The organism is Pseudomonas sp. IT-P4, assembly GCF_949767755.1.
In the GTDB taxonomy this organism is placed as follows: domain Bacteria; phylum Pseudomonadota; class Gammaproteobacteria; order Pseudomonadales; family Pseudomonadaceae; genus Aquipseudomonas; species Aquipseudomonas monachiensis.
This window is the reverse complement of the sequence record NZ_CATKPX010000017.1, coordinates 1-13,432: the sequence shown is the minus strand read 5'-3', so window position 1 is coordinate 13,432 and position 13,432 is coordinate 1. Positions and strand designations below refer to the sequence as shown.

Annotated in this window: 13 protein-coding genes; 11 read left to right on the top strand and 2 right to left on the bottom strand. The window is 59.6% G+C overall.

The window, feature by feature from the left end:
• Position 1: 1 nt before the first annotated feature.
• Positions 2–385: an ATP-dependent Clp protease adapter ClpS gene (gene clpS / locus ACM6IT_RS03215; RefSeq protein ID WP_056723819.1), complete on the bottom strand. Its 384-nt coding sequence runs from the start codon at positions 383–385 to the stop codon at positions 2–4.
• Positions 386–609: 224 nt separating this feature from the next.
• Between clpS and cspD the strand changes: the two genes are divergently transcribed.
• On the top strand, positions 610–864 hold the full coding sequence (gene cspD / locus ACM6IT_RS03210) for a cold shock domain-containing protein CspD (protein WP_414912933.1): 255 nt from the start codon (positions 610–612) through the stop codon (positions 862–864).
• 81 nt (positions 865–945) lie between these two features.
• On the opposite strand, the gene icd is transcribed toward cspD, so the two are convergent.
• Complete coding sequence (icd, locus tag ACM6IT_RS03205; protein WP_007972065.1) at positions 946–2,202, bottom strand: NADP-dependent isocitrate dehydrogenase; 1,257 nt, start codon at positions 2,200–2,202, stop codon at positions 946–948.
• Between icd and ACM6IT_RS03200 the strand changes: the two genes are divergently transcribed.
• The 10 genes from ACM6IT_RS03200 (at position 2,201) to aceA (ending at position 13,233) form a co-directional block, all read left to right on the top strand.
• Positions 2,201–2,368 (top strand): hypothetical protein, encoded by a 168-nt coding sequence (locus ACM6IT_RS03200; protein WP_177336465.1) that lies wholly within the window; start codon positions 2,201–2,203, stop codon positions 2,366–2,368. The genes icd and ACM6IT_RS03200 overlap by 2 nt on opposite strands.
• A 327-nt stretch (positions 2,369–2,695) precedes the next feature.
• Positions 2,696–4,921: an NADP-dependent isocitrate dehydrogenase gene (locus tag ACM6IT_RS03195; RefSeq protein ID WP_414917483.1), complete on the top strand. Its 2,226-nt coding sequence runs from the start codon at positions 2,696–2,698 to the stop codon at positions 4,919–4,921.
• Positions 4,922–5,090: 169 nt separating this feature from the next.
• Positions 5,091–5,537, top strand: coding sequence for an NUDIX hydrolase (locus tag ACM6IT_RS03190; RefSeq protein WP_056723827.1), 447 nt, complete (start codon positions 5,091–5,093; stop codon positions 5,535–5,537).
• Positions 5,538–5,596: 59 nt separating this feature from the next.
• Positions 5,597–6,730, top strand: coding sequence for a tRNA 2-thiouridine(34) synthase MnmA (gene mnmA / locus ACM6IT_RS03185; protein WP_056723828.1), 1,134 nt, complete (start codon positions 5,597–5,599; stop codon positions 6,728–6,730).
• Positions 6,727–7,350, top strand: a complete 624-nt coding sequence (hflD, locus tag ACM6IT_RS03180; RefSeq protein WP_008053455.1) for a high frequency lysogenization protein HflD — start codon at positions 6,727–6,729, stop codon at positions 7,348–7,350. Before mnmA ends, hflD begins: the two co-directional genes overlap by 4 nt.
• A 124-nt stretch (positions 7,351–7,474) precedes the next feature.
• Positions 7,475–8,845, top strand: coding sequence for an adenylosuccinate lyase (gene purB / locus ACM6IT_RS03175; protein ID WP_007972090.1), 1,371 nt, complete (start codon positions 7,475–7,477; stop codon positions 8,843–8,845).
• Between the two features lie 87 nt (positions 8,846–8,932).
• Positions 8,933–10,102 carry a cupin domain-containing protein gene (locus ACM6IT_RS03170; RefSeq protein WP_223541442.1) on the top strand — a complete coding sequence of 390 codons (1,170 nt, stop codon included), beginning with the start codon at positions 8,933–8,935 and terminating at the stop codon, positions 10,100–10,102.
• Positions 10,095–10,520, top strand: coding sequence for a GNAT family N-acetyltransferase (locus ACM6IT_RS03165; RefSeq protein ID WP_056723832.1), 426 nt, complete (start codon positions 10,095–10,097; stop codon positions 10,518–10,520). Before ACM6IT_RS03170 ends, ACM6IT_RS03165 begins: the two co-directional genes overlap by 8 nt.
• A 152-nt stretch (positions 10,521–10,672) precedes the next feature.
• Entirely contained in the window at positions 10,673–11,434 is a 762-nt protein-coding gene (locus ACM6IT_RS03160) for a secretin N-terminal domain-containing protein (RefSeq protein ID WP_223541443.1), read from the top strand.
• Positions 11,435–11,907: 473 nt separating this feature from the next.
• Positions 11,908–13,233 carry an isocitrate lyase gene (aceA, locus tag ACM6IT_RS03155; RefSeq protein WP_034146910.1) on the top strand — a complete coding sequence of 442 codons (1,326 nt, stop codon included), beginning with the start codon at positions 11,908–11,910 and terminating at the stop codon, positions 13,231–13,233.
• Positions 13,234–13,432 lie beyond the last annotated feature (199 nt).

The following is a 13,432-nucleotide window of genomic DNA, read 5'->3' as shown; positions in this document are numbered from 1 at the left end:
ATTAACCGTCCTTCTCGATTTCACAGAGTAGCGGATGCTGGCTTTCCCTGGCGTACTGGTTGACCTGCATGGCCTTGGTCTCGGCGATGTCGCGGGTAAACACTCCACATACTGCCCGTCCTTCTGTATGGACGGCCAGCATGACCTTGGTCGCCAGCTCGCGATTCAGGTTAAAAAACACCTCGAGCACTTCGACGACGAAATCCATCGGTGTGTAGTCATCATTGAACAAAACCACCTTGTACATCGGCGGCGCCTGTAGTGCAGGCTTTGCCTCCTGAACAGCAATGCCTGCGGAATCGTCGTCGTGTGCCCCCGGCTGATCTTTTTGAAGAACCGGGCGATCCTGATTGAATGTTAGTCGAATCTGGCTGATTGCATGCATGGAAAGAAAGGTTCGTCAGTTGTTCAAATACAGTGGTGGGGGCGGCTATCAGCGATTTCAACTCCGACTGCCGGGTCAGCTTGACTATCGGCAAAAGGGTGTTACAACCAATAGAGCCCACAGTGGGTAAAAAAGGTCCGCGGAGTCAATCTTATTTACAGATTCGACTGCGGATGTACTGGATGATACTCCAGTGATGGAGTCTGTTGCAGAGGGAGTTGGGTATGGCTGTCGGCAAGGTGAAGTGGTTCAACAATGCCAAGGGTTACGGATTCATCAACGAGGAAGGCAAGACAGAAGATCTGTTTGCCCACTACTCAGCCATTAAAATGGATGGTTATAAAACCCTGAAAGCCGGGCAAGCTGTCGTATTCGATATCATCCAGGGCCCCAAGGGCCTGCACGCGGTCAACATCGGGAACCCGGTGGACGCTTCAAAAGCGACGGCATCCACCCCGCAACAGACCGTTACAGTGTAAGTCCACACCGTCATTGCGACATAAAAAAACCGCCTGGTTCAATCTCTCGAATCAGGCGGTTTTTTGTGTGCCAGCGTTTTCTTACATGTGCGAGATCAGCGCATCGCCGAAGCCGGAAGACGACACCAACTTGGCACCTTCCATCAGGCGCTCGAAGTCATAGGTCACGGTCTTGGCGGAAATCGCGCCGTTGGTGCCCTTGATGATCAGGTCGGCCGCTTCGGTCCAGCCCATGTGGCGCAGCATCATTTCAGCGGACAGGATCAGCGACCCCGGGTTGACCTGGTCCTTGCCTGCGTACTTCGGCGCGGTACCGTGGGTGGCTTCGAACATGGCCACGGTGTCGGACAGGTTGGCACCCGGCGCGATACCGATACCGCCCACTTCCGCCGCCAGGGCGTCGGAGAGGTAGTCGCCGTTCAGGTTCAGGGTCGCGATCACATCGTACTCGGCCGGGCGCAACAGGATCTGCTGGAGCATGGCGTCGGCGATGGCATCCTTGACGATGACGTTCTTGCCGGTTTTCGGGTTCTTGAACTGCATCCACGGACCGCCGTCGAGCAGGGTCGCGCCGAACTCTTCAGCCGCCACTTCGTAGGCCCATTCCTTGAAGGCACCTTCGGTGAACTTCATGATGTTGCCTTTGTGCACGATGGTCAGCGAATCGCGATCATTATCGACCACATATTGCAGGGCCTTGCGTGCCAGACGCTTGGTGCCTTGCAGGGACACCGGCTTGACGCCGATACCGCAGTTCTCGTCGAAACGGATCTTGGTAACGCCCATTTCTTCTTTCAGGAACTTGATGACCTTGGTGGCTTCCGGCGTACCGGCCTTCCACTCGATGCCCGCGTAGATGTCTTCGGAGTTCTCGCGGAAAATGGTCATGTCGACATCGCCAGGCTTTTTCACCGGGCTAGGCACGCCTTCGAACCAGCGCACCGGGCGCAGGCAGACGTACAGGTCGAGTTGCTGGCGCAGGGCCACGTTCAGGGAACGGATGCCGCCACCGACCGGAGTGGTCAGCGGGCCCTTGATGGAAACCACGTAATCCTTGACCGCGTCCAGGGTTTCCTGAGGCAGCCAGGTGTCCTGATCGTAAACCTGAGTCGCTTTCTCCCCGGCGTACACCTCCATCCAGGAAATCTTGCGCTCGCCGCCGTAAGCCTTCTTAACGGCAGCATCGACAACCTTGATCATGACCGGGCTGATGTCGACGCCAATGCCGTCGCCTTCGATGAAGGGGATGATCGGGTTATTAGGAACATTGAGAGAATGGTCTGCATTGACGGTGATTTTGTCGCCGACGGCTGGAACCTGAATCTTCTTGTAACCCATGCTGAACTCCATTGATTGGATTGAACATCTGGCTTGGTTCGAGCGTAACCCAGTTGAATCGGCGCGCAAACCCTATGTTCCATCGATCTGGCGCAAAGCCTTGCAACTCGTGCGCTACAAGCCTGAAAGCAAAGGGAAAAGCGCCAAAACCAAGCACGACGTGTGACCTTACGCCCTGCTCGCCCCTGCGACCTTTAGACCAATGGACGACATTCGTTGCATATGAACCATCGGCAGATTGCCAGCTACCTATGTATAATGCCGCCCGCTGACCACAGGGTCACGACGGCTGAAGTGCTCTACGACGAGACTTTCCGCCCGGCAAGCCGGCCTGTTATCGCAGTCCGGCTACTTGACGCCCTACTGATGCACCCAACATCACAGCAACGAAACCTCGATATTCGGCTCATGGATGACTTTGAACGAACGCGCTTACCCGGCGCCCTCGAGTTTCTGCGCACGCTTTAGCAAAGAAGAGAGAGTTAATCCGAATATGCCCACCCGCTCGAAGATCATCTATACCTTCACCGACGAAGCTCCTGCCCTCGCCACCTATTCACTGTTGCCTATCGTAGAGGCGTTCACCGCCTCGGCTGATATCGCCGTTGAAACCCGCGATATCTCTCTTGCAGGGCGCATCCTGGCCAGCTTCCCCGAGCAACTGGGTGACAAAGCCGTAGCCGACCACCTCGCCGAACTGGGCGCCCTGGCCGTTACGCCTGAAGCCAACATCATCAAGCTACCGAACATCAGCGCTTCGGTTCCACAACTGCAAGCCGCGATCAAAGAGCTGCAAGCCCAGGGCTATGCACTTCCGGACTACCCCGAGACCGTCACCAGCGACGCCGACAAAGTAGCCAAGGCGCGTTACGACAAGATCAAGGGCAGCGCCGTGAACCCGGTCCTGCGTGAAGGCAACTCCGACCGCCGCGCTCCGTTGTCGGTCAAGAACTACGCACGCAAGCACCCGCACAAAATGGGCGCGTGGGCCAAGGACTCCAAGTCCCACATCGCGCACATGAGCACCGGCGATTTCTACGGCAGCGAAAAAGCCGCCCTGATCGACGCCGCTGACGCCGTGAAAATCGAACTGATCGCTCAAGACGGCACTGCTACCGTCCTGAAAGAAAAGACCAGCGTACAAGCCGGCGAGATCCTCGATTGCGCGGTACTGAGCAAAAACGCCCTGCGCAGCTTCATCGCGGCCGAAATCGAAGACGCCAAGGCACAAGGCGTGCTGCTGTCGGTTCACCTGAAAGCCACCATGATGAAGGTCTCCGACCCGATCATGTTCGGCCAGATCGTTGCCGAGTTCTATAAAGACGCACTGGCCAAGCACGCTGACGTGCTGGCACAGATCGGCTTCAACCTGAACAACGGCATCGGCGACCTTTACGCTCGCATCAAGGCCCTGCCTGCTGAACAGCAAGCGGCCATCGAAGCTGACATCCAGGCGGTCTACGCCGTTCGCCCTTCCCTGGCGATGGTCAACTCCGACAAAGGCATCACCAACCTGCACGTGCCGAGCGACGTGATCGTCGACGCCTCGATGCCTGCGATGATCCGTGACTCCGGCAAGATGTGGGGCACCGACGGCCAGTTGCACGACACCAAGGCCGTGATCCCGGATCGCTGCTACGCCACCATCTACCAGGCCGTGATCGAAGATTGCAAAGCCAACGGTGCGTTCGATCCGACCACCATGGGCAGTGTGCCGAACGTTGGCCTGATGGCGAAGAAAGCCGAAGAGTACGGCTCCCACGACAAGACTTTCCAGATCAAGGCTGACGGCGTTGTTCGCGTCACCGACGGCAAGGGCAACCTGCTGATGGAACAGGCTGTTGAAGCCGGCGATATCTTCCGCATGTGCCAGACCAAAGACGCGCCGATCCAGGACTGGGTCAAACTGGCCGTCAACCGTGCTCGCGCAAGCGCGACCCCGGCGATCTTCTGGCTGGACCCGATGCGCGCCCACGACGGCGTAGTGATCGAGAAGGTTCAGGCTTACCTGAAGGATCACGACACTGCCGGCCTGGACATCCAGATCATGGCGCCGGTCGACGCAATGAAGTACACCCTGCAGCGCACCCGCGCCGGCAAGGACACCATCTCGGTGACCGGCAACGTACTGCGCGACTACCTGACCGACCTGTTCCCGATCATGGAACTGGGCACCAGCGCCAAGATGCTGTCGATCGTGCCGCTGATGAACGGCGGTGGCCTGTTCGAAACCGGCGCTGGCGGCTCGGCTCCGAAGCACGTTCAGCAGCTGCTGGAAGAGAACTTCCTGCGCTGGGATTCGCTGGGTGAATTCCTGGCCCTGGCCGCGTCCCTGGAACACCTGGGCGTGACCTACAACAATCCAAAGGCGCTGGTCCTGGCCAAGACCCTGGACCAGGCCACCGGCCAGTTCCTGGACAACAACAAGTCGCCATCGCGCAAAGTCGGCAACATCGACAACCGCGGCAGCCACTTCTACCTGGCGCTGTACTGGGCCCAGGCCCTGGCTGCCCAGACCGAAGACGCTGCACTGCAAGCGCAGTTCGCGCCCCTGGCCAAGACCCTGACCGAGAACGAGGCGACCATCGTTGCCGAACTCAACGCCGTCCAGGGCAAGCCAGTGGACATCGGCGGCTACTACCACGCCGACGCCGAGCTGATCAGCAAGGCCATGCGCCCAAGCGCGACCTTCAACGCGGCAGTTGCTGCGCTGGTTTAAGGTTGTAAGGGAACACCACAAACCCCGGCCTTGTGCCGGGGTTTGTGTTTCTGGCGAAGATCAAAAGATCGCAGCCTTCGGCAGCTCCTACACCGATCCTTGTAGGAGCTGCCGAAGGCTGCGATCTTGGCAATTTCGAATACACCGAAGACCTTACCGAGGAAAACCCATGGACTGGAAACCCCACATCACCGTCGCCACTATCGTCGAGGACAACGGCCGCTTCCTGATGGTCGAAGAACACAAGGCCGGTCGCAACGTGCTCAACCAGCCTGCAGGTCATCTGGACCCGAACGAGACCCTGATTGAAGCCGCCGTGCGCGAAACCCTCGAGGAAACCGGCTGGGACGTCGAGCCCACCGGCGTGCTGGGGATTTATCTGTATACCGCCCCGAGCAACGGCGTGACCTACCAGCGGGTCTGCTTTATCGCCAAACCACTGAAACACCACCCGGATTATCAACTGGACGACGGCATCGTCGGCGCCAAGTGGTTGACCCGCGAGGAATTAATCGAGCAACGCGACAACTGGCGCAGCGAGCTGATCATCCGTTGCATCGACGACTATCTGGCAGGCCAACACTTCGACCTCGAATTGATCCGACCTTCTCTTTAGCCATGCAGGCCCGAGCCTGATAGAATCGCGTCCTTTTTCAAGACACTCATTGAATCCCTATGCGTGATCCAGCCCCTTCTGACACACAAAAGAAGCGCGTCATTGTCGGCATGTCCGGCGGCGTGGACTCTTCCGTTTCCGCCCTCCTGCTGATCGAGCAAGGCTATGAGGTGGAAGGCCTGTTCATGAAGAACTGGGAAGAAGACGATGGAACGGAATATTGCACCGCCATGGATGACCTGGCGGACGCCCAGGCCGTGTGCGACAAGATTGGCATCAAGCTGCACACCGCCAACTTCGCCGCCGAGTACTGGGACAACGTGTTCGAGCATTTCCTGGCCGAATACAAGGCCGGACGCACGCCGAACCCGGACATCCTGTGCAACCGCGAAATCAAGTTCAAGGCGTTCCTCGACTACGCCATGGTGCTTGGCGCCGACCTGATCGCCACCGGTCACTACGTGCGTCGCCGCGACATCGATGGCCGCACCGAACTGCTCAAGGGCCTGGACCCGAACAAGGACCAGAGCTACTTCCTGCACGCCGTCGGCGGTGAACAGATCGCCAAGACCCTGTTCCCGGTCGGCGAACTGGAAAAACCGCAAGTGCGCGCCATTGCCGAGAAATACGAGCTGGCGACCGCGAAGAAAAAGGACTCCACCGGGATCTGCTTTATCGGCGAACGCCGCTTCAGCGACTTCCTCAAGCAGTACCTGCCGGCGCAACCGGGCGAGATCAAAACCACCGAAGGTGAAATCATCGGCCGCCACCACGGCCTGATGTACCACACCATCGGTCAGCGTCAGGGCCTGGGTATTGGCGGCCTGAAAGACGCCAGCGATGAGCCGTGGTACGTGCTGATCAAGGACCTGGAACACAACGAGCTGATCGTTGGCCAGGGCAATGATCACCCGTGGCTGTTCTCCCGCGCCCTGCTCGCTTCCGATATCTACTGGGTCAACCCGGTCGACCTGAGCCAGCCACGCAAGCTGACCGCCAAGGTTCGTTATCGCCAGAGCGACCAGCCGTGCACCCTGGAAAAAACCGCCACCGGTTATCGCGCGACCTTCGATGATCCGCAGCGCGCGGTCACCCCAGGCCAGTCCGTGGTGTTCTACGACGGTGAAATCTGCCTCGGCGGCGGCGTGATTGAAGTAGCCGAGCCGTGGACGAGCAAGGGCCAGGCCCTATGAACCCGATTCAGGAGCAACTGACGGCACTGGGCGGCGTGTTTCTCGCCGCGGTGCTGGTGGACAGGATCGCCAAGACCGGCCAGACCAACGAAGCCGGCCTGACCTGCATGCTCGGCAGCCTGCTGATCCGCGACCCCAAGGACACCCTGGAAGTCTACGGCGGCGACGACATCAACCTGCGTGAAGGCTACCGCGCACTGATCGGCGCCCTCGAACGCGACCCAAGTGCCCTGCAGCGCGAGCCATTGCGTTATGCCCTGGCCATGCTCGGCCTTGAGCGCCAGCTGGCCAAGCGCAACGACATGCTCGACGTGATCGGCAAGCGCCTGCCGCAGATCCAGTCCCAGGTCGAACACTTCGGCCCGGCCCACGAAAACGTGGTCGCCGCCTGCGGCGCGCTGTATCAGGACACCCTGAGCACCCTGCGCCAACGCATCCAGGTGCACGGCGACATGCGCAACCTGCAACAACCGAGCAATGCCTCGAAAATTCGTGCCCTGCTGCTGGCCGGCATTCGTTCGGCGCGCCTTTGGCGGCAATTGGGCGGTCATCGCTGGCAGCTGGTGATCAGTCGCCGCAAATTGCTCAAAGAGCTTTACCCCTTGATGCGTAACGAATAACCCGCATCGACAGATACGAACTCAGCAATACGCGTAATACGCCGGTCAGTTGGCGACGGACCGGCGGATTTTTTCATGTATGATACGCGCCCCATTTCGTTGCCCGACTGTCCGAGAACACCCCATGCAGCTTTCTTCGCTCACTGCGGTTTCCCCTGTTGACGGCCGCTACGCCGGCAAAACCCAGGCCCTGCGCCCAATTTTCAGCGAGTACGGCCTGATCCGTGCCCGCGTCCTGGTTGAAGTGCGCTGGCTCCAGCGCCTGGCCGCTCACCCTGCCATCAGTGAAGTGCCGGCGTTCTCCGCCGAAGCCAACGCTGTGCTCAACACCCTGGCGGAAAACTTCTCTCTGGAGCACGCCGAGCGCGTCAAAGAGATCGAGCGCACCACCAACCACGACGTCAAGGCCATCGAATACCTGCTCAAAGAGCAAGCGGCCAAGCTGCCGGAACTGGCCAAGGTCAGCGAGTTCATCCACTTTGCCTGCACCAGCGAGGACATCAACAACCTGTCCCACGCCCTGATGCTGCGCGAAGGCCGCGATGACGTGATGCTGCCGCTGATGCGCCAGACCGCCAACGCCATCCGCGAACTGGCGATCCGCTTCGCCGACGTGCCGATGCTGTCGCGCACCCACGGTCAGCCGGCCTCGCCGACCACCCTGGGCAAAGAACTGGCGAACGTGGTTTACCGCCTGGAGCGCCAGATCGCTCAAGTCGCTGCCGTTCCGCTGCTGGGCAAGATCAACGGCGCCGTCGGCAACTACAACGCCCACCTGTCGGCCTACCCTGAGATCGACTGGGAAGCCAACGCCCGCGCCTTCATCGAAGACGAATTGGGCCTGGGCTTCAACCCGTACACCACGCAGATCGAACCGCACGACTACATTGCCGAGCTGTTCGACGCGATCGCCCGTTTCAACACCATCCTGATCGACTTCGACCGCGACATCTGGGGCTACATCTCCCTGGGTTATTTCAAACAGCGCACCATCGCTGGCGAAATCGGTTCGTCGACCATGCCACACAAGGTCAACCCGATCGACTTCGAAAACTCCGAAGGCAATCTGGGTATCGCCAACGCGTTGTTCCAGCACCTGGCGAGCAAGCTGCCGATCTCCCGCTGGCAGCGCGACCTGACCGACTCCACCGTACTGCGCAACCTCGGTGTCGGCTTCGCCCACAGCGTGATCGCGTACGAAGCCAGCCTCAAGGGCATCAGCAAGCTTGAGCTCAACGAGCAGAAGATTGCCGCTGACCTGGACGCCTGCTGGGAAGTATTGGCCGAGCCGATCCAGACCGTGATGCGTCGCTACAACATCGAAAACCCGTACGAAAAGCTGAAAGAACTGACCCGCGGCAAGGGCATCAGCCCAGAAGCGCTGCAGACTTTCATCGACGGCCTGGACATGCCAGCCGCCGCCAAGGCCGAGTTGAAATTGCTCACCCCGGCCAACTACATCGGCAACGCTGTAGAACAAGCCAAGCGCATCTGATCGACCGCTAGACCCTTTATAAGACGCCCGGCCGCGCCGGGCGTTTTTATTCCCGTCTGAAAAGTGCATTTTTTCAATAGGTTACACATGAATCCTGATATTCCTCTTCAACTTCTGGGCGGCATCACGGCACGGGAATTCCTGCGCGACTACTGGCAGAAAAAGCCGCTGCTGATCCGTCAGGCCATTCCTGATTTCGAAAGCCCGATCGACGCCGACGAACTGGCCGGCCTGGCGCTGGAAGAAGAAGTCGAATCGCGACTGATCATCGAGAATGGCGAGCGTCCGTGGGAACTGCGTCGCGGCCCGTTCGCCGAAGATGAATTCAGCAAGCTGCCTGAAACTGACTGGACCCTGCTGGTTCAAGCCGTGGATCAGTTCGTCCCGGAAGTCAGCGAACTGCTGGAAAATTTCCGCTTTCTGCCAAGCTGGCGCATCGACGACGTGATGATCAGCTACGCCGCACCGGGTGGCAGCGTCGGTCCGCACTTCGACAACTACGACGTGTTCCTGCTGCAAGGCCACGGCAAGCGCAACTGGAAGATCGGCCAGATGTGCAACACCGAGAGCCCGATGCTGACCCACGCCGACCTGCGCATCCTCTCCGAATTCGAAGCCACCGATGAATGGGTGCTGGAACCGGGCGACATGCTCTACCTGCCACCGCGCCTGGCCCATTGCGGCGTTGCCGTTGATGAATGCATGACCTACTCGGTCGGCTTCCGCGCACCGAGCGCCGCTGAAGTGCTGACCCACTTCACCGACTTCCTCAGCCAGTTCCTGTCGGACGAAGAACGCTACACCGACGCCGACGCCTTGCCGACTGCCGACCCTCACCAGATCCAGCGTGACGCACTCGACCGCCTCAAAGGCTTGCTGGCCGAGCACATGAGCGACGAGCGCCTGCTGCTGACCTGGTTCGGCCAGTTCATGACCGAGCCACGCTACCCGGAACTGGTGGTGGGCCCGGAAGAGGTCGAAGAAGAAGACTTCATGTCCGCCCTGGAACAAGGCGCGATCCTGATTCGCAACCCGAGCGCACGCCTGGCGTGGTCTGAAGTCGATGACGACCTGCTGCTGTTCGCCAGCGGCCAAAGCCGTTACCTGCCGGGCAAACTGCGCGAACTGCTGAAGATGATCTGCGCCGCCGACGCGCTGCACGCCGACAACCTTGGCGACTGGCTAAGCGACGAAGACGGTCGTGGCCTGCTGTGCGAACTGGTCAAGCAAGGAAGCCTGGGGTTTGCCGATGAATAAGATTCACGTACGTGTCGCAGACTGGCAGAAGGACAACGCCGAGATCCGGCGCATTCGTGAGACGGTGTTCGTCGCCGAGCAATCCGTTCCGCCAGAACTGGAATGGGACGCCGATGACATTGATGCAGTGCATTTCCTCGCTTACGAAGGCGACTTTCCAATCGGCACCGCCCGCCTGCTGCCCGACGGCCACGTCGGCCGGGTGTCGGTACTCAAGGACTGGCGCGGCCTGAAAGTTGGTGATGCACTGATGCAAGCGGTCATCGCAGAGGCCGAAGAGCGCGGACTCAAGCAGCAGATGCTCAGCGCTCAGGTACAAGCCACGGCATTCTATGAGCGCCTGGGCTTTCACCTGGTCAGTGAGGAGTTCCTTGAAGCCGGGATTCCGCATGTGGACATGGTCCGCCATTCGGCCTGAGACCGAGGTGCTCGCGAAGAGGCCAGAAAGCACACCACAAAACGCCCCGACATCGCACGATGCCGGGGCGTTTTGCTGTCTACGATTCAACTAGCGCCACGCCAGGCCGACAAACTGGCAATATCAAGCTTCAGAACGCGGAGATAACGGACATGTCCCTACGCACCCTGCTCACCACCTTGCTGCTCGGTTGCAGTTTTTCGGTGATGGCAGCCACAGAAATTGTGCCCCTCAAGTACCACACCAGCGCCGACCTGCTGCCGGTGGCGCAGGATTTCATCGGCAAGGACGGACAGGTCAGCGCCTACGGCAATCAACTCATCGTCAACGCCGATCAGCGCAAGATCGACGAACTTAAAGCCCTTCTTTCGCAACTCGACACCGCACCCAAGCGCCTGCTGATCACCGTCGACACCAGCGACAACAACTTCCAGGGTGACCAGGGTCATTCGGTGAACGGCGCCAAGCCAAGCCAGGCCCGCATCATCAACTACAGCACCGACAGCCGCGACGGCGGCATCCAGCAAGTGCAGGCCAGCGAAGGCGCACCGGCGCTGATCCAGGTCGGCCAGAGCGTGCCGCTGACCAGTTCGCAGACCGACTCCTACGGCGACCTGCGCAGCCAGACCGAATACCGCAACGTCACCCAGGGCTTCTACGTCACGGCAAACGTCACCGGCGACATCGTTCACCTGTCGATCAGCACCAACCGTGACCGCATGAGCCAGGAACGTCCTGATGTAGTGAACGTACAAAGCACCGACACAACCGTCACCGGCCACCTCGGTGAGTGGATCCTGCTGGCCGGGGTCAACGGCCAGACCCAGGCCGACAAACAGGGCCAGACCCGCAGCTACTCGACCCAGAGCCGCAACGACATGACATTGCGGGTGAAAGTCGACACCCTGGACTAAAGCACCAAAAACTGACTGACGAGTCGTATTAGACCAAAGATGTAGTGCCTGAAAAAAAGCACTACAAAACGTTTGACGAGCCAAAAAAGCAAAGGCATGATGGCCTCGCTCCCGCTAATCAGAGGCCCTGGCAAGGGCCTTCGAAGCGATGTTCGCACCTACCCCGCGAACCGCTTCGTGTCTGTACCGCCCACAAGGTGTGTTTGACGAGGTTGTCGACTGGAACGAAGTTGTCCCGAGGGACGGAAGCGTAATAGGTAACCCGGCACCACACTGATGTTCGCACCAAGGCCCACGACGCCCGAATGCGCCCGCAGTTCGCCTTTACCTGCTCACTTCCCCTCGAGCCGATCGCTCATCCCGTCGCCCTCCCCGCCGAACCCGACTTGACCGCTTAAGCTTCTGGTCAGCGAGCGCAGGAATTTTCCACCGCAGAACAACTTTTCATAAAGACGCGACGAGGTTTATCTCCCATGGCACTGACACGCGAACAGCAAATTGCAGCCCTCGAAAAAGACTGGGCTGAAAACCCGCGCTGGAAAGGCGTGACACGCACTTACTCCGCTGCTGACGTCGTCCGCCTGCGTGGCTCGGTTCAACCTGAGCACACCTTTGCAAAAATGGGCGCCGAGAAGCTGTGGAACCTGGTGACCCAGGGTGCCAAGCCAGCCTTCCGTCCTGAGAAAGATTTCGTCAACTGCATGGGCGCCCTGACCGGCGGCCAGGCTGTACAACAAGTCAAGGCCGGCATCCAGGCGATCTACCTGTCTGGCTGGCAAGTGGCTGCGGACAACAACTCCGCCGAATCGATGTACCCGGACCAGTCGCTGTACCCGGTGGACTCGGTTCCAACCGTGGTCAAGCGCATCAACAACTCATTCCGTCGTGCCGACCAGATCCAGTGGAAAGCCGGCAAGAACCCGGGCGACGACGGCTACATCGACTACTTCGCGCCAATCGTTGCTGACGCCGAAGCCGGTTTCGGCGGCGTACTGAACGCTTACGAGCTGATGAAGAGCATGATCGAAGCAGGCGCCGCCGGCGTTCACTTCGAAGACCAACTGGCTTCCGTGAAAAAATGCGGCCACATGGGCGGCAAGGTACTGGTTCCTACCCAGGAAGCCGTACAGAAGCTGACCGCTGCCCGCCTGGCTGCTGACGTTGCCGGTACTCCGACCATCATCCTGGCCCGTACCGACGCTAACGCAGCTGACCTGCTGACTTCGGACTGCGACCCGTACGACCAGCCATTCGTGACTGGCGAACGTACCCAGGAAGGCTTCTACAAAGTGCGCGCCGGTCTGGACCAGGCCATCGCTCGCGGCCTGGCCTACGCTCCGTACGCCGACCTGATCTGGTGCGAAACCGCCAAGCCGGACCTGGACGAAGCTCGTCGCTTCGCCGAAGCGATCAAAAAGGAATACCCGGACCAACTGCTGTCGTACAACTGCTCGCCTTCCTTCAACTGGAAGAAAAACCTGGACGACGCGACCATCGCCAAGTTCCAGCGCGAACTGTCCGCCATGGGTTACAAGCACCAGTTCATCACCCTGGCCGGCATTCACAACATGTGGCACAGCATGTTCAACCTGGCGCACGACTACGCCCGCAACGACATGACTGCCTACGTGAAGCTGCAAGAGCAGGAATTCGCTGACGCTTCGAAGGGCTACACCTTCGTGGCTCACCAGCAGGAAGTGGGCACCGGCTACTTCGACGACATGACCACCGTGATCCAGGGTGGCTCGTCCTCGGTAACCGCACTGACCGGTTCGACCGAAGAAGAACAGTTCCACTGATCTGCTTCGCCTGAGTCAACGGCCGTTGCGGACTGATTAGAAACCGCAACGCCGCCCATCTGACGCCCCGACTGGTTCGGGGCGTTTTTTTGTGCGCGTTTTCCCAAACACCGCCACCCCCTGTAGGAGCTGACGAGTGAAACGAGGCTGCGATCTTTCAAAGGCAAGATCAAAAGATCGCAGCCTCGTTTCACTCGTC

Bases quoted from the DNA above. Each gene is read 5' to 3' on its own strand.
- clpS (WP_056723819.1), bottom strand. From the start codon at position 385: ATGCATGCAATCAGCCAGATTCGACTAACATTCAATCAGGATCGCCCG.
- cspD (WP_414912933.1), top strand. From the start codon at position 610: ATGGCTGTCGGCAAGGTGAAGTGGTTCAACAATGCCAAGGGTTACGGA.
- ACM6IT_RS03200 (WP_177336465.1), top strand. From the start codon at position 2,201: ATGCTGAACTCCATTGATTGGATTGAACATCTGGCTTGGTTCGAGCGT.
- icd (WP_007972065.1), bottom strand. From the start codon at position 2,202: ATGGGTTACAAGAAGATTCAGGTTCCAGCCGTCGGCGACAAAATCACC.
- ACM6IT_RS03195 (WP_414917483.1), top strand. From the start codon at position 2,696: ATGCCCACCCGCTCGAAGATCATCTATACCTTCACCGACGAAGCTCCT.
- ACM6IT_RS03190 (WP_056723827.1), top strand. From the start codon at position 5,091: ATGGACTGGAAACCCCACATCACCGTCGCCACTATCGTCGAGGACAAC.
- mnmA (WP_056723828.1), top strand. From the start codon at position 5,597: ATGCGTGATCCAGCCCCTTCTGACACACAAAAGAAGCGCGTCATTGTC.
- hflD (WP_008053455.1), top strand. From the start codon at position 6,727: ATGAACCCGATTCAGGAGCAACTGACGGCACTGGGCGGCGTGTTTCTC.
- purB (WP_007972090.1), top strand. From the start codon at position 7,475: ATGCAGCTTTCTTCGCTCACTGCGGTTTCCCCTGTTGACGGCCGCTAC.
- ACM6IT_RS03170 (WP_223541442.1), top strand. From the start codon at position 8,933: ATGAATCCTGATATTCCTCTTCAACTTCTGGGCGGCATCACGGCACGG.
- ACM6IT_RS03165 (WP_056723832.1), top strand. From the start codon at position 10,095: ATGAATAAGATTCACGTACGTGTCGCAGACTGGCAGAAGGACAACGCC.
- ACM6IT_RS03160 (WP_223541443.1), top strand. From the start codon at position 10,673: ATGTCCCTACGCACCCTGCTCACCACCTTGCTGCTCGGTTGCAGTTTT.
- aceA (WP_034146910.1), top strand. From the start codon at position 11,908: ATGGCACTGACACGCGAACAGCAAATTGCAGCCCTCGAAAAAGACTGG.